Annotated in this window: 19 protein-coding genes; 11 read left to right on the forward strand and 8 right to left on the reverse strand. The window is 74.2% G+C overall.

From position 1 onward, the window contains the following. The first annotated feature begins 155 nt into the window (after positions 1-155). Together ACIQVZ_RS10005 and ACIQVZ_RS10010 are read left to right on the forward strand one after the other, a co-directional pair. Entirely contained in the window at positions 156-605 is a 450-nt protein-coding gene (locus tag ACIQVZ_RS10005; protein WP_402448570.1) for a hypothetical protein, read from the forward strand. Between the two features lie 132 nt (positions 606-737). Continuing rightward, positions 738-2,102 (forward strand): hypothetical protein, encoded by a 1,365-nt coding sequence (locus tag ACIQVZ_RS10010; protein ID WP_350878425.1) that lies wholly within the window; start codon positions 738-740, stop codon positions 2,100-2,102. A gap of 3 nt (positions 2,103-2,105) precedes the next feature. Here the strand turns inward: ACIQVZ_RS10010 and ACIQVZ_RS10015 are convergent, their stop codons facing one another. From ACIQVZ_RS10015 to ACIQVZ_RS10040, 6 genes are all read right to left on the reverse strand, one after another. After that, positions 2,106-2,636, reverse strand: coding sequence for a hypothetical protein (locus ACIQVZ_RS10015; protein WP_350878423.1), 531 nt, complete (start codon positions 2,634-2,636; stop codon positions 2,106-2,108). A 79-nt stretch (positions 2,637-2,715) separates the two neighbouring features. Continuing rightward, positions 2,716-4,560 (reverse strand): dihydroxy-acid dehydratase, encoded by a 1,845-nt coding sequence (ilvD, locus tag ACIQVZ_RS10020; RefSeq protein ID WP_402448574.1) that lies wholly within the window; start codon positions 4,558-4,560, stop codon positions 2,716-2,718. Positions 4,561-4,739: 179 nt separating this feature from the next. Next, positions 4,740-5,507: a class I SAM-dependent methyltransferase gene (locus ACIQVZ_RS10025; RefSeq protein WP_402448576.1), complete on the reverse strand. Its 768-nt coding sequence runs from the start codon at positions 5,505-5,507 to the stop codon at positions 4,740-4,742. Between the two features lie 46 nt (positions 5,508-5,553). Next, positions 5,554-6,357 carry a sugar phosphate isomerase/epimerase family protein gene (locus tag ACIQVZ_RS10030; RefSeq protein WP_402448748.1) on the reverse strand — a complete coding sequence of 268 codons (804 nt, stop codon included), beginning with the start codon at positions 6,355-6,357 and terminating at the stop codon, positions 5,554-5,556. Between the two features lie 599 nt (positions 6,358-6,956). Then, on the reverse strand, positions 6,957-7,919 hold the full coding sequence (locus ACIQVZ_RS10035) for a Ppx/GppA family phosphatase (RefSeq protein WP_402448577.1): 963 nt from the start codon (positions 7,917-7,919) through the stop codon (positions 6,957-6,959). A gap of 96 nt (positions 7,920-8,015) precedes the next feature. Then, a complete protein-coding gene (locus ACIQVZ_RS10040) occupies positions 8,016-8,867 on the reverse strand; it encodes a glycerophosphodiester phosphodiesterase (protein ID WP_350878417.1) in 852 nt (283 codons plus the stop codon). A 267-nt stretch (positions 8,868-9,134) separates the two neighbouring features. On the opposite strand from ACIQVZ_RS10040, the gene ACIQVZ_RS10045 reads away from it, so the two are divergent. Continuing rightward, positions 9,135-9,971: a hypothetical protein gene (locus tag ACIQVZ_RS10045; RefSeq protein WP_350878499.1), complete on the forward strand. Its 837-nt coding sequence runs from the start codon at positions 9,135-9,137 to the stop codon at positions 9,969-9,971. Positions 9,972-10,053: 82 nt separating this feature from the next. Here the strand turns inward: ACIQVZ_RS10045 and ACIQVZ_RS10050 are convergent, their stop codons facing one another. Next, positions 10,054-11,223, reverse strand: coding sequence for an NADH-quinone oxidoreductase subunit D (locus tag ACIQVZ_RS10050; protein WP_350878416.1), 1,170 nt, complete (start codon positions 11,221-11,223; stop codon positions 10,054-10,056). Then, entirely contained in the window at positions 11,220-12,236 is a 1,017-nt protein-coding gene (locus tag ACIQVZ_RS10055) for an SAM-dependent methyltransferase (RefSeq protein ID WP_350878415.1), read from the reverse strand. Before ACIQVZ_RS10055 ends, ACIQVZ_RS10050 begins: the two co-directional genes overlap by 4 nt. Positions 12,237-12,364: 128 nt before the next feature. On the opposite strand from ACIQVZ_RS10055, the gene ACIQVZ_RS10060 reads away from it, so the two are divergent. From ACIQVZ_RS10060 to ACIQVZ_RS10095, 8 genes are all read left to right on the forward strand, one after another. Continuing rightward, positions 12,365-13,591: a sensor histidine kinase gene (locus tag ACIQVZ_RS10060; RefSeq protein WP_350878414.1), complete on the forward strand. Its 1,227-nt coding sequence runs from the start codon at positions 12,365-12,367 to the stop codon at positions 13,589-13,591. Positions 13,592-13,628: 37 nt separating this feature from the next. Then, positions 13,629-14,318: a response regulator transcription factor gene (locus ACIQVZ_RS10065; RefSeq protein WP_350878413.1), complete on the forward strand. Its 690-nt coding sequence runs from the start codon at positions 13,629-13,631 to the stop codon at positions 14,316-14,318. Between the two features lie 210 nt (positions 14,319-14,528). Beyond that, the gene (locus ACIQVZ_RS10070; protein WP_350878496.1) at positions 14,529-15,458 is read left to right on the forward strand and encodes a DUF2520 domain-containing protein; all 930 of its coding nucleotides are present in this window, start codon (positions 14,529-14,531) and stop codon (positions 15,456-15,458) included. Then, entirely contained in the window at positions 15,458-16,363 is a 906-nt protein-coding gene (panC, locus tag ACIQVZ_RS10075) for a pantoate--beta-alanine ligase (RefSeq protein ID WP_350878412.1), read from the forward strand. The genes ACIQVZ_RS10070 and panC overlap by 1 nt, the downstream gene beginning before the upstream one ends. Before the next feature lie 95 nt (positions 16,364-16,458). After that, positions 16,459-16,908 carry an aspartate 1-decarboxylase gene (panD, locus tag ACIQVZ_RS10080; RefSeq protein WP_350878411.1) on the forward strand — a complete coding sequence of 150 codons (450 nt, stop codon included), beginning with the start codon at positions 16,459-16,461 and terminating at the stop codon, positions 16,906-16,908. A gap of 16 nt (positions 16,909-16,924) precedes the next feature. After that, positions 16,925-18,598 carry an L-aspartate oxidase gene (locus ACIQVZ_RS10085; protein ID WP_402448581.1) on the forward strand — a complete coding sequence of 558 codons (1,674 nt, stop codon included), beginning with the start codon at positions 16,925-16,927 and terminating at the stop codon, positions 18,596-18,598. A gap of 4 nt (positions 18,599-18,602) precedes the next feature. Further along, on the forward strand, positions 18,603-19,574 hold the full coding sequence (nadC, locus tag ACIQVZ_RS10090) for a carboxylating nicotinate-nucleotide diphosphorylase (protein WP_350878409.1): 972 nt from the start codon (positions 18,603-18,605) through the stop codon (positions 19,572-19,574). Between the two features lie 29 nt (positions 19,575-19,603). After that, a complete protein-coding gene (locus ACIQVZ_RS10095) occupies positions 19,604-20,389 on the forward strand; it encodes a type III pantothenate kinase (RefSeq protein ID WP_350878407.1) in 786 nt (261 codons plus the stop codon). Positions 20,390-20,440: the final 51 nt, after the last annotated feature.

Consider the following 20,440-nt stretch of genomic DNA (forward strand, 5'->3'; position numbering starts at 1 on the left):
TACCTCGGTACTGCGGCCATCCTCGCACCGCGCGGGGGCACCCGCCGGGACCGTCCGACCCGTGGTCGGCGGCGGCGGTGCGTTCGGCGTCCCTAGGGAGAATCTCGGGGGTTTCCCCTATGGCCTCCGGCGCCGCGCGGGAGCACCGTGGAGTCATGGCACACGACGAAATGTCCCGACGTGAGAACCGGCAACTCGCCGCCGCCTCGGCGACCGTGGGACCGTGGCGGACGGCCGCGGGGGTCGGTGCGGTGGTGGGTGCGACCGCCCTGGGGATCGGCGCGATCTCCGGGCACTGGTCCCTGGGCATGCTGGCCGGGCCGGCCGGCTGGGCCCTGTTCTTCTTCTTCCTGGTCGGCACCGTCGGCGGGCAGCTGCGCCGCGACACCTCCGAACGGCGGCTGCGCCGCTGGGCGAACGACCACCCGTGGCAGTCGGCCCTCCCGGCGGCCGGCGGGCTGCTGGTGCTGGACATGCTGGCGCAGCTGCTGCTCGGGGACGCGGGCCTGTTCGGCGCGTTCTTCCTGGCGCTGCTGCCGGCCGGCATCCTGCTGGCCGTCGCCGGGATCGTGGGGTCGGTGAAGCAGGCCCGCACCAAGGACTGACGCCCCCGCAGGGCGCGCCGGACACGGCCGGAACGGAACAGACCGGGACGGATCGCCACGCCCGCGCACGAGTTCACCACAAGGTGTGCCCCCGATCGACGAATCGTCACACCCCGTCGGCATACTGGCGCGATGCCGATAGCCGAAGATCCACAACCGCGCCCCGCCGAGGGCCGTGAGCCGGACGGGTCCGCCCCGTCCGGAGCGGGCGGGAAGGACCCGTTCGCAGACCTCGTCCTGGACGAGGAGTTCGTCAAGGGGGCGGCCGTCACCGAGCAGTCCGGGCGCACCCGGATGCTGGCCGCCCGATGGAAGCACACCCCGCCGGTCGACCCGGGCGGCCGCCGCTCGGTCAACGACGGCCCGGCCAAGGCCGGCCGCCGGTTCGGCCGCACGCCGAAGCCCCCGGTGACCGACCCCTGGGGCAACCCGCGCCCGCGCCGCCGCCGGCTGGACTGGCGCGCGCCGCTGTACGTCGCGCTGACCATCGCGGTGCTGCTCGCGGCCCTGAACCTCGACGGGCTGCGCGGCTGGTACTCCGACCACTACGGCGGGGGCTCCTCGAACGCCCGCACCCCCGTGCCCACCGTCGCCCCGGAGACGGCCCAGCCGACCGCCGCGCCGCCGAAGGTCGACGAGCAGCAGCCGACCGTGGACCACCCGTGGGCCGGTTCCATCGCCGAGGGCTGGCCGAACGGCGCCGAGGCCTTCGTCCTGCCCGACGCCCGGGCCACCGGCGTGTTCTCCGCCGACCAGGTGGGCGCCCAGCTGCAGTTGGTCAAGGACTACCTGACCGCCGCCAACCTGGACCCGCAGGTCATCGCGGGCGGCCGGCCGGAAGCCGCCCTGGCACTGCTGGACCGGGAGGACCGGGACCGCGCGATCAACGCGCTGGCGAACCCCTCCAAGGACACCGACCCGACCACCTGGTTCAGCCGCTTCGACCAGCGCGAGGCCGTCCAGGTGGGCGACACGGTCAAGGTGCAGGGCCGGATCACCTTCGAGGGCGACGGGGACAAGGGCCTGCTCGTCCACGCCGACTTCAGCTACGTGTACGCGATGCGCCCCGGCCCGGACGCCGCCAAGCGCGCCGCGTCACCCCAGCCGCCGACGGGCGGGCAGCCGCCGACGAAGCCGGCCGCGCCGAAGGACGGCACGGCCAAGCCGGTGGGTCTGCTGGTGCCGGCGGCCGACGTGACCGGGGACACCTGGACCACGCGCACGATCGTGCGCCGGGTCGAGAACTTCCGCTTCTACGATCCGGCCCGCTACCGGATCAACCCGAAGAAGCTCGTGTTCGGCGAGGGCGGCGGGTCGGAGTCCGCCAACTCGTCCTGCGACGTCTACGACGGCTACTACCACCCGCAGTTCGACCAGTTCGCGGCGCAGTCGCCGGACACCCCGGGCAGCCGCCCGACCGGCCCCACGACCGACCCGTACGACCGCCACAAGGACCTGTCGACCCGCGACGAGTGCGGCGCGGCCAGCCGCCTCTGAGGCTCAGCCCTTGCGCTTGCCCCGGCCCGGCGCCTTGGCGCCGGGCCGGCCGCTGCGGCCCGCCTGGCGCTTCTCGTACTGGGCGACGGCCCGCTCGTACGAGGACCGCCTGACCGTCTCGCCGGGGGCCTCGACCAGGCTGCGGGCGAAGTAGGCGGCCAGGCTGCCGGCGCCGCCGATGAGCCAGACCGCGCCGAGCGACTTGTCCTCGGCCATCCAGCCGCTCAACTGGTCCTTGCCCTCGGTGAGGACCTTCCAGGTGCGCATGACGCACATCATCGAGCAGACCGCGATCGCGGCCGTCAGCAGCCCGTTCAGGAAGCCGCCGCCGTCGGAGAGGGCGACGCCCTCGACGCCGAAGCGCAGCAGCAGGACGGCGGCGGCGGTCGCCACCAGCGCGCCCGCCGACACGGCGACGCGGCGCAGCCAGTAGCCGTTGTCCCGGTTCACCCAGGTGGTGCCGAACCAGCGGATCGGCTCCGGCTCGGGGGCGCCGGCGGGCTTGGGTGCGGGGGTGGGGGGCTGCTCGCTCACGGGGTCGATTATCACCCAACGCGCGAGGAGCCGCCCCGGCCTGCGGGACGGCTCCTGCGGTACTGCGGTGCTGCGGGGCTCAGCCGAGCTTGGTGACGTCGCGGACAGCGCCCTTGTCGGCGGAGGTGGCCATCGCGGCGTAGGCGAGCAGGGCCTGGCTGACCTGGCGGTCGCGGTTCTTCGGGCGGTAGCCGCCCGCGGCCTCCAGGGCGCAGCGGCGCTCGGCCAGGACCTCGTCCGGCACCTCCAGGGAGATGCTCCGGCCCGGGATGTCGATGGCGATGGTGTCGCCGTCCTCGACCAGGGCGATGGTGCCGCCGGAGGCGGCCTCCGGGGAGGCGTGGCCGATGGACAGGCCGGAGGTGCCGCCGGAGAAGCGGCCGTCGGTGACCAGCGCGCAGGCCTTGCCGAGGCCGCGGCCCTTGAGGAAGGACGTCGGGTAGAGCATCTCCTGCATGCCCGGGCCGCCCTTGGGGCCCTCGTAGCGGATGACGACGACGTCGCCCTCCTTGACCCGCTTGGCGAGGATCGCCTCGACGGCGTCGTCCTGGGACTCGACGACCACGGCCGGGCCGCTGAAGGTCCAGATCGACTCGTCGACGCCGGCGGTCTTCACGATGCAGCCGTCCTCGGCGAGGTTGCCGTGCAGGACGGCGAGGCCGCCCTCGACCGAGTAGGCGTGCTCGACGCTGCGGATGCAGCCCTTGGCGGCGTCGGTGTCCAGCGACTCCCAGCGCTCCGACTGCGAGAAGGCCTCGGCGGAGCGGACGCAGCCGGGGGCGGCGTGCCACAGTTCGACGGCCTCGGCGGAGGGCGAACCGCCGCGCACGTCCCAGGTCTTGAGCCACTCGGCGAGCGAGTCGGAGTGGACGGTGTGGACGTCCTCGTTGAGCATTCCGCCGCGGTACAGCTCGCCGAGGATGGCGGGGATGCCGCCGGCCCGGTGCACGTCCTCCATGTAGTACGAGCCGTTGGGCGCGACCTTGGACAGGCAGGGGACCCTGCGGGAGACGGCGTCGATGGCCCGCAGGTCGAAGTCCAGCTCGGCCTCCTGGGCGGCGGCGAGCAGGTGCAGGATGGTGTTGGTCGAGCCGCCCATGGCGATGTCCAGGGCCATGGCGTTCTCGAAGGCGGCGCGGGTGGCGATCGCGCGGGGCAGCACCGAGGCGTCGTCCTGGCCGTAGTGGCGGTCGGCGATCTCGACGACCGTCCGCCCGGCCCGCTCGTACAGGGCCTTGCGGGCGGTGTGGGTGGCGAGGACGGAGCCGTTGCCGGGCAGCGAGAGGCCGATGGCCTCGGTGAGGCAGTTCATCGAGTTGGCGGTGAACATGCCGGAGCACGAGCCGCAGGTGGGGCAGGCGTTCTCCTCGATGATCGCGATGTCCTCGTCGGAGACGTTCTCGTTGGCCGCCTGGGAGATCGCGTCGATCAGGTCGAGCCTGCGCACGGTGCCGTCGACGAGGGTGGCCTTGCCGGCCTCCATCGGGCCGCCGGAGACGAAGACGGTCGGGATGTTGAGGCGCAGCGCGGCCATCAGCATGCCCGGGGTGATCTTGTCGCAGTTGGAGATGCAGATCAGCGCGTCGGCGCAGTGCGCGTTGACCATGTACTCGACCGAGTCGGCGATCAGGTCGCGCGAGGGCAGCGAGTAGAGCATGCCGCCGTGGCCCATCGCGATGCCGTCGTCCACGGCGATGGTGTTGAACTCGCGCGGGATGCCGCCCGCCTGCTTGATCGCCTCGGAGACGATCCGCCCGACCGGCTGGAGGTGGGTGTGGCCCGGGACGAACTCGGTGAAGGAGTTGGCGACCGCGATGATCGGCTTGCCGAAGTCCTCGCGGGCTACGCCGGCGGCCCGGAGAAGCGCCCGGGCGCCTGCCATGTTGCGACCATGGGTGACCGTACGGGACCTCAGCTCGGGCACTGTGCTCCACTCCTTCGGGGCTCTCGCCGGCGCCCCGCCGGTAGGAGGATGCGGGGGCCGCTGTGGCTACCGAGCCTACGCCCGACGTCCAGGCGGCGGACGGTCCGTCCGCGATGCGGGCACGCGGGCGGGCCGTCCGGGCGAGGGTCGGGCGGGGTGCGGGTCGGCCGGGGTGCGGGTCAGGCCGGGGTGATGCCCACCGCCAGTTCCAGGACGTAGGGCTCGACCACCCAGCCGTCCGGGAACTCGGCGATCATCGCCTGCCGCTCGACGGCCAGCACCGGTTCGCGCTCGGCAGGGGGGAGCGAGGCCATGAACGAGCGGGAGACCAGGTCGTCGAGCACGTGGTCCACGGTGATCCGCCGCTCCCAGCGCAGCACCGCGCGTTCGACCCTCAGCCCGGCCGGGGCGAGCAGGGCGATGAACTCGGCCGTCCGGCCGTAGCCGTGGTAGTTGGGCAGCGCGGCACTCAGCCGCTCGGCCCGGGCCCGGACCCAGGGCACGGTCTCGTCGTGCACGTTCCACCAGACGGCGAGGGCGCCGCCGGGCCGCAGCACCCGGATCGCCTCGGGGATGGCCCGTTCGGTGCGGGTCCAGTGGAAGGACTGGGCGTAGCTGATCAGGTCCGCGGAGTTGTCGTGGAACGGCAGTTCGTCACCGCCGGCCCTGACCAGCGGCAGGCCCGCCGAGGAGGCCAGGAACTGGGCGGCCATGCCCGCGTTGGGCTCCACCGCGACGACGTCGGCGCCGCGCGCGGCCAGCAGCCGGGTGGCGATGCCGGTACCGGCGCCGACGTCCAGCACCCGGGCCCCCTTGAGGCTGCGGCCGGACAACCGCTCCAGCGCCTCGAACAGCCCGTCCGGGTAGCCGGGGCGGGCCCGGTCGTACTCCGCGGCGACCCCGCCGAAGCTCTGGGCGATCTCCCGGAAGTCCTGTTGGTCCGTCATCTCTCCCCTTACGCAAGGAAGTTCGCACCCAGCCGGGCGCGGTTCCTCAGCGTACGCGCGAGGGGGTGGCCAGGTGCAAGCGGGTGAAGGCGAGGGCCTCGGCCAGGTCGGCCTCGCGTTCGGCGGGGGACGCGGCGCGGCGGGTGTTGACCTCCAGCACCACGTGGCCGTCGAAACCGGTACGGGCCAGGTGCTCCAGCAGTTCGGCGCAGGGCTGCTTGCCGCGGCCCGGGATCAGGTGCTCGTCCTTGCCGGAGCCGCTGCCGTCGGCGAGGTGGATGTGGGCGAGCCGGTCGCCCATCCGCTCGACCATGGCGAACGCGTCGATCCGGGAGGTGGCGACGTGCGAGAGGTCGATGGTGAAGTGCCGGTACTCCTCGTCGGTGACGTCCCAGCCCGGGGCGTAGGCCAGCACCTCGCGGTCGCGGTACCGCCACGGGTACATGTTCTCCACCGCGAAGCGGACGTCGGTCTCGCCCGCCATCCGGTTGATGCCCGTCACGAAGTCCCGGGCGTACTGGCGCTGCCAGCGGAACGGCGGGTGGACCACGACGGCGCTCGCACCGAGCTTCTCGGCCGCCGCCCGGGCGCGGACCAGCTTGGTCCACGGGTCGGTGGTCCACACCCGCTGGGTGATCAGCAGGCACGGCGCGTGCACGGCCAGGATCGGCAGCTGGTGGGCGTCGGAGAGGCGGCGCAGGGCCTCGATGTCCTGGCTGACCGGGTCGTTCCAGACCATCACCTCGACCCCGTCGTAGCCGAGCTTGGCGGCCAGCTCGAAGGCGACGGCGGTGCCCGCCGGGTACACCGACGCGGTGGACAGGACCACCTTGGTGTCGGGGATGTGCAGGGTCGGGTGCGAGGGCAACACCAGCCGGTCGGTGGTGCGCAGCAGCGGCGGGCGGGCGGCGTCGCGCCGGGCGGCCTTGACCGAGCGCACCGACTGGACGGCGGCCTTGGCGGCGCCGGCGGCCCGGGCGGTGCGGGTCTCCCGGGGGGCGGCGGTCGCGGCGGCCTTCCGCGTTCCGGACTTCCTCGCCTCGGGCTTCGTCCCGGCGGGCTTGCTCGCCTCGGGCTTCGTCCCGGCGGGCTTCGTTCCGGTGGACTTCCGCGCTTCGGACGCGTCCCCCGCGGGCTGCTTCGCCCCGGGCGCGGACGGCTTCTCGGCGCCCTTGCGCGCGGTGCTCTTCCGCGCGGTGCGCCGGGCCGCCTCGACGGCCTTCGCGGCCTGCGCCCCGGTGGCTCCCTTGACGGCCTTGCCGAGTTTGCGGCGCGGGCTGTCCGGCCGCGGCTGCCCGTCCCCGGGAGCGCGGCCCTCCCGCGTCCCGTCCTCGCCCGCTGGTTGCGCCACGGGAGACAGCGTATGCGGACCGCGCTCCGAACGGGACCGGATCCCCGGCCGGCCCCGGCGAGCCGCCGGACGGGCCATCGGGCCGCCGGTGCGGAGCCCTACGGGGTGAGGGCGGGGCGGCGGCGGTCCGCCGCGCCGTCCATGGCGTCCAGGCGGCGCAGGATGATGCCCTCGCGCAGCGCCCACGGGCAGACATCCAGCTCGTCGAGGCCGAACAGGTCCATCGCGGCGTCCGCGACCAGCGCCCCGGCCAGCAGCTGCCTGGCGCGGCCCTCGGAGACGCCGGGGATCCGCGCCCGCTCCTCGACGGTCATCGAGGACAGTCGCGGCAGCCAGGCGGACAGCCCGCTGCGGGTGAGCCGGCGGTCGGCGTACGGGCCGGCGTCGGCGGGGGCGGCGCCGGTCATCCGGGCCAGCTGCTTGAAGGTCTTGGAGGTGGCGACGGCGTGCTGCGGCGCGCCGAGCCGGGCGACCTCGCCCACGACGGTGGCCATCTCGGCCCGGATGTGGCGTCTCAGCCCGCGCAGCCCGTCCGGGTCGGCGACGTCGCCGGGCAGCCAGCGGGCGGTGAGCCGGCCGGCGCCCAGCGGCAGCGAGCAGGCGACGTCGGGCTGCTCGTCCAGGCCGCAGGCGATCTCCAGCGAGCCGCCGCCGATGTCCAGGTTGAGCAGTCGACCCGAGGACCAGCCGAACCAGCGCCGGACGGCCAGGAACGTGAGCCGGGCCTCGTCCTGCCCGGACAGCACCCGCAGCTCCACCCCGGTCTCCGCGGCGACCCGGCGCAGCACCTCTTCCCCGTTGGCGGCCTCCCGGACGGCGGAGGTGGCGAACGGCAGGATGTCGACGACGCCCTTGTCCTCCGCGACCCGCAGCGACGAGGCGACGTGGCCGACCAGCCGCTCGACGCCCGCCTCGCTTATCGCGCCGTCGTCGTCGAGCAGTTCGGCCAGCCGCAGTTCGGCCTTGTGCGAGTACGCGGGCAGCGGGGCGGCACCCGGATGGGCGTCCACCACGAGGAAGTGGACGGTGTTGGAACCTACGTCGAGTACACCGAGTCGCATAACTCTCCACGCTACGCGATCCGGCCCCGGGGGAAACCGGTCTCGACCGTCTTCACACCGGTCCCGGCCGTACCCCGCCTCCGGCGACCGGACGCGTCAGTGGCCGCGCGGTCCGGCCCGGCGCTCGGGGCGGCAGTTGGTGTCCACCCAGCGACGGGCCCGGCCCGGGGTGTCGGTGATCAGGCCGTCGGCGTCCCGGGCCGACATCAGCTGCCAGGACTCCTCGTCGTCGAGCGTCCAGACGTACACCTCGCGGCCCGCCTTGCGCTCGGCGGCGATCCGGGAGGCGCTGGCCAGCGCCGCGTCCAGGGCGATGCCGCGCAGCGGCAGGTCACCCGGGTCCTCGGCGATGGCGGAGCCCTGGATCAGCACGACCGGCAGGGCGGGCGCGGCGGCGTGGGCCTGGCGCAGGTGCTCCGCCGAGAACGAGTAGAGGACGACCCGGGCGCCGCTGGCGGCGGCGATCCGGGCGATCCGGGTGACGTCCTCGGCGCGCTGCCACTTGATCTCCATCAGCAGGGTGGCGTTGCTGTCGGAGAGGCGTTCGAGCAGTTCCTGGAGGGTGGGGACGGGCTCGGTGGGGCCGGGGCCGACGGTCACCCGCAGGGCGGCGATCTGGGCGGCGGTGAGGTCGGCGATGGCGCCCTTGCCGTTGGTGGTGCGGTCCACCGTGGGGTCGTGCATCAGCACCGGGACGCCGTCCCGGGTGGTCTGGACGTCGGTCTCCAGCCAGTCGGCGCCCTGGTCGAGGGCGGTCTCGAAGGAGGCCATGGTGTTCTCGGGGGCGTTGCGCGGGGTGCCCCGGTGGCCGATCACCACCGGGGCGTCGCACAGCGGAGCGGCGGCGGCCGACCGGGCCCGCAGGGCGGGCGCGGAGGCGCACCCGGCGGCCAGGACCGCGAGGGCGGCGAGGACGGCCGTCTGGGCGGCGCGGGGCGAGGCGGTCACGGCTCGGGGCTCCAGTGGTGATCCGGGGTGTTCCAGGGCATCCAATACGGGTCAACGCGAGATCATCAAACTGATCTGACAACCCGACAGTGCCGCCCGGTTCCCTCCAGCCTGCGGTCGGTCGGCCGCCGCCGGCGCCGCGGCGCAGCCCGGATCACCCGGACGGGTCCGGGCAGGCCGCCCCGAAGGCTCTACCCTTGCCGGGTGGCACCAGCAGAAACGTCCAAGAAGAAGTCCAAGGCCTCCCCCGCCCCCGTCGACCTGGCGATGCCGACCCTGCGCGGCGAGGCCCCGCTCGGCGGGATCCCGCGTGACGAGGTCCCGCTCGACTTCCCGCGCGCCTGGGTCGAGTTCGCCGACCCCGACGACGAGGAGCAGGTGTTCCGCTGTGACCTCACCTGGCTGACCTCCCGCTGGGGCTGCGTCTTCGGCCAGGGCTGCCACGGCATCCGCGAGGGCCGCGGCGAGTCGGACGGCTGCTGCACGCTGGGCGCGCACTACTCGGACGAGGACGACGAGAAGCGCGTCCTCGGCCACGCGGCGCGGCTGACGCCCGAGCTGTGGGAGAACTTCGCGCACGGCACCGACGCCGCGGGCCGGATCACGTCCGACGGCGGCATCACCATGCTCGACGAGGACGGCGACCGCCAGACCCGCCGGGTGGGCGGGGCGTGCATCTTCGTGAACAGCCCCGGCTTCGCGGGCGGCGCCGGCTGCGCGCTGCACGCGCTGGCGCTCAAGGAGGGCCGGGAGCCGCTGGAGACGAAGCCGGACGTCTGCTGGCAGCTGCCGGTCCGCCGCACCTACGACTGGATCGACCGGCCGGACGACACCCGCTACCTCCAGGTCTCGATCGGCGAGTACGACCGCCGCGGCTGGGGCCCGGGCGGCCACGACCTGCACTGGTGGTGCACCGGCAGCCCGGCCGCGCACCAGGGCCCGGACCCGGTGTACGTCAGCTACCGCCCCGAGCTGACCGAGCTGATGGGCAAGGCGGCGTACGACGTGCTGGCCGGCCTGTGCGCGGAGCGGATCGCCACCAAGGGCGACCGCAAGGTGGCCCCGCACCCGGCCGACCCGGTCAAGCGGCCGAAGAAGGGCTGAGCCGGAGCAGGGCTGGGCCGGAGCAGGGCTGGGCTCGGAAAGCACCGGCCCTGCGCAGGCCCGGCCCGCGAAGGGCCGGGCCCTACTTGTCGATGTCCCCGACGACGAAGAACATCGACCCGAGGATCGCCACCATGTCCGCGACCAGCGTCCCGGGCAGCAGCTCGGTCAGCGCCTGGACGTTGTTGAAGGAGGCCGAGCGCAGCTTGAGCCGCCACGGCGTCTTGTCGCCGCGCGAGACCAGGTAGTAGCCGTTGATGCCGAGCGGGTTCTCGGTCCAGCAGTAGGTGCTGCCCTCGGGGGCCTTGAGCACCTTGGGCAGCCGCTGGTTGACCGGGCCGGGCGGCAGGGTGGCGATCTTGTCGAGGCAGGCGTCGGCGAGGTCCAGCGAGTTGAGGGTCTGCTCCAGCAGGCACTCGAACCGGGCCAGGCAGTCGCCCTCCTCGCGGGTGACCACGGTGAGCACCTGCCGCAGTTCGTCGGAGCCGTACGCGAGGTAGGGCTCGTCGCGGCGCAGGTCGAAATCGAGGCCGCTGGCGCGGGCGATCGGGCCGCTGACGCCGTACGCCTGGGCCTGGGCCCGGGTGAGGGTGCCGACGCCGGCGGTGCGGGCGCGGAAGATCTCGTTGCCGAGGACGAGCTCCTCGAAGACCGGCAGCTGGGAGCGGACGGTGGCGACGGCGGTGCGGACACGGCCGAGCCAGCCGGCCGGGATGTCCTCCTTGAGGCCGCCGACCCGGTTGAACATGTAGTGCATGCGCCCGCCGGACGCCTCCTCCAGGACGTGCTGGAGGTCCTCGCGGCTGGTGAAGGCGTGGAAGATCGGGGTGATGCCGCCGAGTTCCAGCGGGTAGGAGCCGAGGAACATCAGGTGGTTGAGCACCCGGTTGAGTTCGGCGAGCAGGGTGCGGATCCACACCGCCCGCTCGGGGACCTCCATGCCGAGCATCCGCTCGACGCCGAGGACGACGCCGAGCTCGTTGCCGAAGGCGGAGAGCCAGTCGTGCCGGTTGGCCAGCATGATGATCTGCCGGTAGTCGCGGGCCTCGAACAGCTTCTCCGCGCCCCGGTGCATGTAGCCGATCACCGGCTCGGCGGTGATGATCCGCTCGCCGTCGAGCACCAGCCGCAGCCGCAGCACGCCGTGCGTGGCGGGGTGCTGCGGGCCGATGTTGAGCACCATGTCGGTGGTGCCCGCCTCGCCGGTGAAGTTCTCGGCTCCCGCCCCGATGCCGACCGTGGTCTCCCTCATGGGGTCAGAGTCTGCCACCCCGGGAGGGCGGCCAGGGCCTCCGGTACCGGCATGCGGACGGCCTGGGCGAGCCAGCCGAAGGCGCCGAGCCCGGCCGGGTCGGTCAGTTCGGCGCCCTCGCCGGCCCCGCCGAGCGCCCGCAGGTAGCCGACCGGGTCGGTGGAGGCGAGCGCGAGCGGCGGCCGGGCGCCGTTCACGCCGAGGGCGCGCAGGGCGTCCCGCTGGGTTGTCCACAGGCTGTGGAGACCGGGTGCGGCGGCGGAGTCCAGGGCGACGTGCGCGGTGACGTCGCAGGAGCCGTCCGGCACCGGCGACACCTCGCGGCCGCCCCGGAAGCCGGTGAGGGTGCCGAACAGCGGACGCCGGTCGGCGGTGTGCCCGTAGTCGACGGCGACGGCCAGGCCGCGCTCCAGCCCGGCGACGGCCCGCGCCCAGGCGGCATCCCGGGTACCGCCGAACTCCACGAAGTCCCCGGGGTGCCCGACCGGCCACCAGCGTTCGGCCCAGGCCGCGTCGGCCGCCGAGGCGGGCCCGCCGAGCCGCTCCCCGCCGGTCGCGGTGTCCACCTCCCGGTAGCGCAGCACCCCGTCCTCGTCGACCTCGCCGACGTCCAGCGGCACGTTGTCCAGCCATTCGTTGGCGAACAGCAGCCCGGTGAGGCCGCGCGGCACCTCGTCCGTCCACAGGGCTGTGGACGGCAGGCCCGCCGGGCGCGGCGCGATCTCCACGCCGTACGGACGCAGCCGCGCCAGCACCTCGCCGGGCAGTTCGGCCAGCACCCCGGTGAGCAGTTCGCCGCGTCCGGCCCCGACGTCGACGAGGGCCAGCTCCTCCGGACGGCCTAGGGCGGCGTCAACCTCCAGCAGCAGCCGGGCCACCGCGCGGGCGAACCGCGGCGAGGCGTGCACCGAGGTGCGGAAGTGCCCGGCCGGGCCCTCCGGCCTGCGGTAGAAGCCGCCGTCCGGGTCGTACAGCGCCTGCTCCATGGCGGGCGCCCACCGCATCCAAGTCATAGCGCGGGACGCTACCCGGAGCCGGGCGCGCCCTCCCCACCGGTACGGTGCGTCTCCGACCTACGGAGTAGGACGGATCGCCCTACCGGCGGACCTGAACACGCCAGGTGACTGCCTAGGCTGGAGACGTGCATCGACTCAACGCCTGGCTCCGCCGTCACCCCGTGGTGGTCGACGCCGCCTGGGCTGCGATGGTGCTCTTCGCCGGCCTGCTGCCGAACGACAGTTTCAGCGACGGCTGGCGCTTCGACGCACAGATCCTGATCGCGGTGCTGCTGCCCGCGCTCATGGTCTTCCGCCGACGCTTCCCCGACGTCACCGTGGCGGCCGCCACCGGCCTGGGCCTCGGCCAGGTGGCCGCCGACGTCCTCCCGGCCGCCTCCTCCATCGCCTACCTGGTGTTCGCGTACACCGGCGCCGCCTTCGGCCAGAAGTGGACGTCCCGGCTGGCGCTGGTCGCCGGGCTGGCCGCCGGACCCCTGGTGTTCTGGCAGCTCCACCCGCTGAAGACGGTCTCCAACGGCGCCGGGGACTTCCACACCCGCCCGTACTCCTTCGCCGAGGCCGCGCTGATCACGCTGCTGATGAGCACCCCGTTCATCCTGTGCTGGGCGTGGGGCCGGCTGACCAGGGTGCGCCGCGCGTACCTGACCGAGCTGGAGGACCGCGCCGCCCGGCTGGAGCGCGAGCGGGACGCCCAGTCCAAGGTGGCGGTGGCCGCCGAGCGCGCCCGGATCGCCCGCGAGCTGCACGACGTGGTCGCGCACAACGTCTCGGTGATGATCGTCCAGGCCGACGGCGCCGCGTACGTGCTCGACAACTCGCCGCAGCAGGCGAAGGAGGCGCTCGGCACGATCGCGTCCACCGGCCGGCAGGCGCTGGTCGAGATGCGCCGCCTGCTGGGCGTGCTGCGCACCGCCGACACCGCCGAGGAGTACGTGCCGCAGCCGGGCGTCGAGGAACTGCCGGAGCTGCTGGAGCAGGTCCGCACGGCCGGGCTGCAGGTGGACTACGCGACCTCCGGGCACCCGCGCGAGCTGCCGCGCGGCGTCGAGCTGACGGTCTACCGGATCGTCCAGGAGGCGCTGACCAACGTCCGCAAGCACGGCGGCCCCGACGTGCACGCCCGGGTCGCGGTCGACTTCGGCGAGCGCGAGCTGGCCGTCCTGGTCGAGGACGACGGCCGCGGCAGCACCGACGAGCACCTGGCCACCGGCGGCACGGACGGCCTCGGCCACGGCCTGATCGGCATGCGCGAGCGGGTCGGCATGGTCAGCGGCAGCCTCGACGTGGGCCCCCGCCCCGGCGGCGGCTTCCGGATCCGCGCCATCCTGCCGCTCAAGGCGGCCCACTAACCCCCCGGTCCCCCCGACGCCCTCTGAAGGAGCCACCTTGACCATCCGCGTGATGCTCGTCGACGACCAGGAACTGCTGCGCACCGGTTTCCGGATGATCCTGCAGTCGCAGGGCGACATCGAGATCGTCGCCGAGGCCGGCGACGGCGCCCGGGCCCTGGAGCAGCTGCGGCACACCGAGGTGGACGTGATCCTGATGGACGTGCGGATGCCTCGCCTGGACGGGGTGCAGACCACCCGCCGGATCTGCCTCGCCGAGGACGGCAGCCCCGTGCCCAACGCCCCGCACGTGCTCATCCTGACCACCTTCGACCTGGACGAGTACGCCTTCGCCGCGCTCAAGGCCGGCGCCAGCGGCTTCCTGCTCAAGGACGTCCCGCCGACCGAGCTGGTGGCCGCGATCCGCGCGGTGCACGGCGGGGACGCGGTGGTCGCGCCGACCACCACCCGCCGCATGATCGACCGCTTCGCCGAGGTGCTGCCGACGCCGCAGAGCGCGCCCGGCGCGGACGCCCTCGGGCCGCTGACCGAGCGGGAGCGGGAGGTGTTCCTGCTGGTCGCCCAGGGGCTGTCGAACGGCGAGATCGCGGCCCGGCTGGTGCTCTCCGAGGCCACCGTGAAGACCCACGTCGGCCGGATCCTGGCCAAGCTCGGCCTGCGCGACCGGGTCCAGGCCGTGGTGCTCGCCTACGAGGCCGGGCTGATCCGGGCCGGGGCGACGGACTGAGCGCCCCGGGCGCCCCCGGGCATCCCGTGGAGCACCCCGTGGAGGACGGGCTGAGCGCCCGTAGAATGGGCCGGTACGTCCGGTACCCGAAGAGGACCGGAACGAGGAGCTAAGGACGAGGGCCGGGCCGTGAACACGTCCGACAGTGCCGACCACGCCGCCGACGGCGGGTTCGCCCCGCTCGCCGACGGCTTCGGCGATCCGAGCCGCCTGAACGACCCGGGCCACCCGAGCTACCGCGACGACCCGGCCGACCCCGGCAACCGCCCGGCCCGGCTGGCCGTCGGCGTGGTCGGCACCGGCCGGGTCGGCCCGGCGCTGGGCGCCGCCCTGCAGCTCGCCGGGCACACCGTGGTCGCCGCCTCCGGGGTGTCCGCCACCTCCCGCCGCCGCGCCGAGGCGCTGCTGCCGGGGGTGCGGATCGTCACCCCGCCGCAGGTGCTGGCCGCCGCCGACCTGGTGCTGCTCACCGTGCCGGACGACACCCTGGCCGACCTGGTGGCCGGTCTCGTCGCGACCGGCGCCGTCCGCCCCGGGCAGCTGCTGGTGCACACCTCCGGCGCGCACGGCGTCGGCATCCTGGAGCCCGCCACCCTGGCCGGGGCGCTGCCGCTGGCGCTTCACCCCGCGATGACCTTCACCGGCACCTCCGTCGACCTGGACCGGCTGGCCGGCTGCCCGTTCGGGGTGACCGCCCCCGAGGAGCTGCGGCCGGTCGCCGAGGCGCTGGTGGTGGAGATGGGCGGCGAGCCGGAGTGGGTGCCGGAGCAGGTCCGCCCGCTCTACCACACGGCCCTCGCGCACGGCGCGAACCACCTGGTCACCCTGGTCGCGCAGGCGATGGACCTGCTGCGCACGGCCGGCGTCGCCGAGCCCGGCCGGCTGCTCGGCCCGCTGCTCGGCGCCGCCCTGGACAACAGCCTGCGCTCCGGCGACGCGGCCCTCACCGGCCCGGTCGCCCGGGGCGACGCGGGCACCGTACGGCGCCACCTGGCGCAGCTCAGTACGGTGTCCCCGGACATCCCGGCGGCCTACCGGGCGATGGCCCGCGCCACCGCGCAGCGGGCGCTCGCCAACGGGACGATCGACGAAGCGTCGGCGGCGGCGCTGCTGGACGTACTGAACGAGGAGAATCGCTAATGGCACGCGGAAAGCAGCCGGTCAGGACCCAGCGGGCGCCGAAGGTCCACCGGGCCGTCGTCACCCGCACCGTGGACGACTTCGAGGCCGCGTTCTGGCCGGACGAGCGCCCGGTCGACAACGCCGTCGTGATGACCATGGGCGCGCTGCACGAGGGCCACGCGGCGCTGATCCGGGCCGCCCGCAAGCAGGTCGGCCAGGAGGGCCGGGTGGCGGTGACGGTCTTCGTCAACCCGCTGCAGTTCGGCCCGGCCGAGGACCTGGAGCGCTACCCGCGCAGCCTGGACGAGGACGTGAAGCTGGCCGAGGAGAACGGCGCCGACGTGGTGTTCGCGCCCTCCGTCGACGAGGTGTACCCGAACGGCCGGCCGCAGGTGCGCCTGTCGGCCGGCCCGATGGGCGAGCGCTTCGAGGGCGCCACCCGCCCCGGCCACTTCGACGGCGTGCTGACCGTCGTCGCCAAGCTGCTGCACATCACCGACCCGGACTTCGCGTTCTTCGGCGAGAAGGACGCGCAGCAGCTCGCGATCATCCAGCGGATGGTCGCCGACCTCGACTTCGACGTCGAGGTGGTCGGGGTGCCGACCGCCCGCGAGGAGGACGGGCTGGCGCGCTCCTCGCGCAACCGCTACCTCTCCGCCGACGAGCGCGAGCAGGCCCTCGCCCTCTCCAAGGCGCTGTTCGCCGGCCGGGACGCCGCCGCCCAGGGCCCGAAGGCCGTCCGCGAGGCCGCCTCGGCCGTCCTGGACGCGGCCGAAGGCATCACCATCGACTACCTCGCCCTGATCGACCCGCACGACTTCAGCGAAGCGGCGGACGACTTCCAGGGCGCGGCGGTGCTGGCCGTCGCCGCGAAGGTGGGTTCCACCCGCCTGATCGACAACGTCCACGTCATCTGCCGCTAGGGCCTGTCCGGGCTCAGGCAGCTGACCACCCGGCACGGAACCGTTCGGCAAGAGCTCCCCTTTCAGGCATGCACTCACAGGAGGCGTGACCCGCAATGCTCCGCACCATGCTCAAGTCCAAGATCCACCGGGCCACCGTGACCCAGGCCGACCTGCACTACGTCGGCTCCGTCACGGTGGACGAGGACCTGCTCGACGCCGCCGACCTGCTCCCCGGCGAGCTGGTCCACATCGTCGACATCGACAACGGGGCCCGGCTGGAGACCTACACCATCGCCGGCCCGCGCGGCTCCGGCGTGATCGGCATCAACGGCGCCGCCGCCCGCCTGGTCCACCCCGGCGACCTGGTCATACTCATCGCCTACGGGCAGATGGACACGGCCGAGGCCAAGGGCTACGAACCGAGCATCGTCTTCGTGGACGAGCGGAACCGGATCACCGGCCTGGGCGGCGACCCCGCCGAGGCCCCGGAGGGCACCGGACTGCTCCGCGGCGACGAGGCGTACGGTGACGGCAACGGCGCGGCCCCGACCGCCGCGCGCTGAAGGAGCCACTGACGCCATGTCCGCCACGCACCGCCTCACCGCCCCGTCCCCCGGCTGGACCGCCACCACCGACGTGGTCGTGGTCGGCTCCGGGGTGGCCGGCCTCACCGTCGCCCTCAACGCCCGCAAGGCCGGCCTGCGGACCCTGGTGGTCACCAAGGCGATGCTGGACGACGGCTCCACCCGCTGGGCCCAGGGCGGCATCGCGGCCGCCCTGGGCGAGGGCGACACCCCCGAGCAGCACCTGGACGACACCCTGGTCGCCGGCGCCGGGATCTGTGACGAGGAGGCCGTGCGCACCCTGGTCACCGAGGGCCCGGACGCCGTCCGCCGGCTGATCGCCGTCGGCGCCGCCTTCGACCGCGGCGCCGACGGCGAGATCCTGCTCACCCGCGAGGGCGGCCACCACCGCCGCCGGATCGCGCACGCCGGCGGGGACGCCACCGGCGCCGAGATATCGCGCGCCCTGGTGGAAGCCGTCCGCAGCGACCCCGGCGTCGAGCTGATCGAGCACGCCCTCGTCCTCGACCTGCTCACCGACGCCGACGGGCACGCCGCCGGCCTCACCCTGCACGTGATGGGCGAGGGCCAGCGCGACGGCGTCGGCGCCGTCCGGGCCCGCGCGGTGGTGCTCGCCACCGGCGGCATGGGCCAGGTCTTCTCCGCCACCACCAACCCGGCGGTCTCCACCGGCGACGGCGTGGCGCTCGCCCTGCGGGCCGGCGCCGCCGTCACCGACCTGGAGTTCGTCCAGTTCCACCCGACCGTGCTCTGGCTCGGCCCGGAGGCCGAGGGCCAGCAGCCGCTGGTCTCCGAGGCGGTCCGCGGCGAGGGCGCCCACCTGGTGGACGCGCACGGCACCCGCTTCATGCTCGGGCAGCACGAGCTGGCCGAACTGGCCCCGCGCGACATCGTCGCCAAGGCGATCACCCGGCGCATGCAGGAGCAGGGCGCCGAGCACATGTACCTGGACGGGCGGCACTTCGGCGCCGAGATGTGGCAGCAGCGCTTCCCGACCATCTTCGCCTCCTGCCGCGCGCACGGCATCGACCCGGTCACCGAGCCGATCCCGGTCGCCCCGGCCGCGCACTACGCCTCCGGCGGCATCCGCACCGACCGGCACGGCCGCACCAGCGTCCCCGGCCTGTACGCCTGCGGCGAGGTCGCCTGCACCGGGGTGCACGGCGCCAACCGGCTGGCCTCCAACTCGCTGCTGGAGGGCCTGGTCTTCGCCGAGCGGATCGCCGCCGACCTCGCCGACCGGCACCGCCGCGGCGCACTGCCCGAGCGCGTCGTGGACGTCGCCGCCGCCCGCGCCGCACGGCCGGTGCCGCTGCCCGCCCCCGAGTCGCGCGCCGAGATCCAGCGGCTGATGTCGCGCGGCGCGGGCGTGCTGCGCTCGGCCGCCTCGATGGCCGGCACCGCCGCCGGGCTGGCCCTGCTCACCGAGCAGGCCCACGCGCACGTCGCCGAGGAGAAGCCCGCCGACCCGCGGGTGGAGACCTGGGAGGCCGCCAACCTGCTGCTGGTCGCCACCGCGCTGGTCGCGGCCGCCGCGCAGCGCGAGGAGACCCGCGGCTGCCACTGGCGCGAGGACTTCCCCGAGCGCGACGACGCCCACTGGCGGCGCCACCTGATCACCACCCTCACCGCCTCCGGCGGCCCCGTCAGCACCCCTGAGGAGCAGTAGAACCATGACCCACTCCCACGAGGAACTCCCCCTGGCCGACGCCCAGGGCGGCTGCGGCGACGGCTGCGCCTGCGGGGACGGCGAGGGCTACGAGACCGGCCTGGACCCGCAGCTGGCCGAGCTGCTGGAGCAGGCCGGACTGGACCCGATCGAGGTCGAGGACATCGCCACCCTGGCGCTGGCCGAGGACCTGGCCGGCGGCGAGGACGTCACCTCGGTGGCCACCGTGCCCGCCGAGGCCGTCGCCACCGCCGACTTCACCGCCCGCCAGGCCGGCGTGGTGGCCGGCCTGCGGATCGCCGAGGCGGTCGTCTCGCTGATCTGCGAGGAGGAGTTCGAGGTCGAGCGGCACGTCCAGGACGGCGACCGGGTCGAGGCCGGCCAGGTCCTGCTGTCGGTCCGCTCCCGCACCCGCGACCTGCTCACCGCCGAGCGCAGCGCGCTCAACCTGCTCTGCCACCTGTCCGGCATCGCCACCGCGACCCGCGCCTGGGCCGACGCCCTGGAGGGCACCGGCGCCGTCGTCCGGGACACCCGCAAGACCACCCCGGGCCTGCGCGCGCTGGAGAAGTTCGCGGTGCGCTGCGGCGGCGGCGCCAACCACCGGATGGCCCTGTCCGACGCGGCCCTGGTCAAGGACAACCACGTGGTCGCGGCCGGCGGCGTCGCCGAGGCCTTCCGGGCCGTCAAGGCCGCCTACCCCGACCTGCCGGTCGAGATCGAGGTCGACACCCTGGAGCAGATCCCGCCGGTGCTGGAGGCCGGGGCCGACCTGATCCTGCTGGACAACTTCACCGTCCCGCAGCTGAAGGAGGCCGTCGAGCTGGTGGCCGGCCGGGCGAAGCTGGAGGCCTCCGGCGGCCTGACCCTGGCCACCGCGCGCGAGGTCGCCCAGACTGGTGTCGACTACCTGGCGGTGGGCGCGCTCACCCACTCCTCGCCGATCCTGGACATCGGCCTCGACCTGCGCGCCTGACCTTCGTCCCGACTCGCAGAAAGCGCCCCATGCTCCTCACCATCGACGTCGGCAACACCCAGACCACGCTCGGCCTGTTCGACGGCGAGGACGTGGTGGAACATTGGCGGATCTCGACCGATTCGCGCCGCACGGCCGATGAACTGGCAGTGCTGCTACAGGGGTTGATGGGCAACCACACCGCGGTCCGGGAGGCCGCGGTGGAGGGCCTGGCGATCTGCTCGTCCGTTCCCGCCGTGCTCCACGAGCTCCGCGAGGTGACCCGCCGCTACTACGGCGACGTCCCCGCGGTGATCGTGGAGCCCGGCGTGAAGACCGGGGTGCACGTCCTGATGGACAACCCCAAGGAGGTCGGCGCCGACCGGATCGTCAACGCCCTGGCCGCCAACCACCTGTACGGCGGCCCGTGCATCGTGGTCGACTTCGGCACCGCCACCACCTTCGACGCCGTCAACGCCCGCGGCGACTACGTGGGCGGCGCGATCGCCCCCGGCATCGAGATCTCGGTGGAGGCGCTCGGCGTCCGCGGCGCCCAGCTGCGCAAGATCGAGCTGGCCCGGCCCCGCAACGTGATCGGCAAGAACACCGTCGAGGGCATGCAGTCCGGCATCCTGTACGGCTTCGCGGGCCAGGTCGACGGCCTGGTCGACCGGATGGCCAAGGAGCTGTCCAAGGACCCGGACGACGTCCAGGTGATCGCCACCGGCGGGCTGGCCCCCCTGGTCCTCGGCGAGGCCTCCACCATCGACGTCCACGAGCCCTGGCTCACCCTGATCGGCCTGCGCCTGGTCTTCGAGCGCAACCGCCCGGCCTGACCGGCCCCCAGGGCCCACCGTCGGCGCCTCCCGGTCCGTCCGGGGGCGCCG

Source organism: Kitasatospora sp. NPDC098663 (assembly GCF_044760075.1).
Lineage (GTDB): Bacteria > Actinomycetota > Actinomycetes > Streptomycetales > Streptomycetaceae > Kitasatospora.

Bases quoted from the DNA above. Each gene is read 5' to 3' on its own strand.
- ACIQVZ_RS10005 (WP_402448570.1), top strand. From the start codon at position 156: ATGGCACACGACGAAATGTCCCGACGTGAGAACCGGCAACTCGCCGCC.
- ACIQVZ_RS10010 (WP_350878425.1), top strand. From the start codon at position 738: ATGCCGATAGCCGAAGATCCACAACCGCGCCCCGCCGAGGGCCGTGAG.
- ACIQVZ_RS10025 (WP_402448576.1), bottom strand. From the start codon at position 5,507: ATGACGGACCAACAGGACTTCCGGGAGATCGCCCAGAGCTTCGGCGGG.
- ACIQVZ_RS10035 (WP_402448577.1), bottom strand. From the start codon at position 7,919: ATGCGACTCGGTGTACTCGACGTAGGTTCCAACACCGTCCACTTCCTC.
- ACIQVZ_RS10045 (WP_350878499.1), top strand. From the start codon at position 9,135: ATGCCGACCCTGCGCGGCGAGGCCCCGCTCGGCGGGATCCCGCGTGAC.
- ACIQVZ_RS10050 (WP_350878416.1), bottom strand. From the start codon at position 11,223: ATGAGGGAGACCACGGTCGGCATCGGGGCGGGAGCCGAGAACTTCACC.
- ACIQVZ_RS10055 (WP_350878415.1), bottom strand. From the start codon at position 12,236: ATGACTTGGATGCGGTGGGCGCCCGCCATGGAGCAGGCGCTGTACGAC.
- panC (WP_350878412.1), top strand. From the start codon at position 15,458: ATGGCACGCGGAAAGCAGCCGGTCAGGACCCAGCGGGCGCCGAAGGTC.
- panD (WP_350878411.1), top strand. From the start codon at position 16,459: ATGCTCCGCACCATGCTCAAGTCCAAGATCCACCGGGCCACCGTGACC.
- ACIQVZ_RS10085 (WP_402448581.1), top strand. From the start codon at position 16,925: ATGTCCGCCACGCACCGCCTCACCGCCCCGTCCCCCGGCTGGACCGCC.
- nadC (WP_350878409.1), top strand. From the start codon at position 18,603: ATGACCCACTCCCACGAGGAACTCCCCCTGGCCGACGCCCAGGGCGGC.
- ACIQVZ_RS10095 (WP_350878407.1), top strand. From the start codon at position 19,604: ATGCTCCTCACCATCGACGTCGGCAACACCCAGACCACGCTCGGCCTG.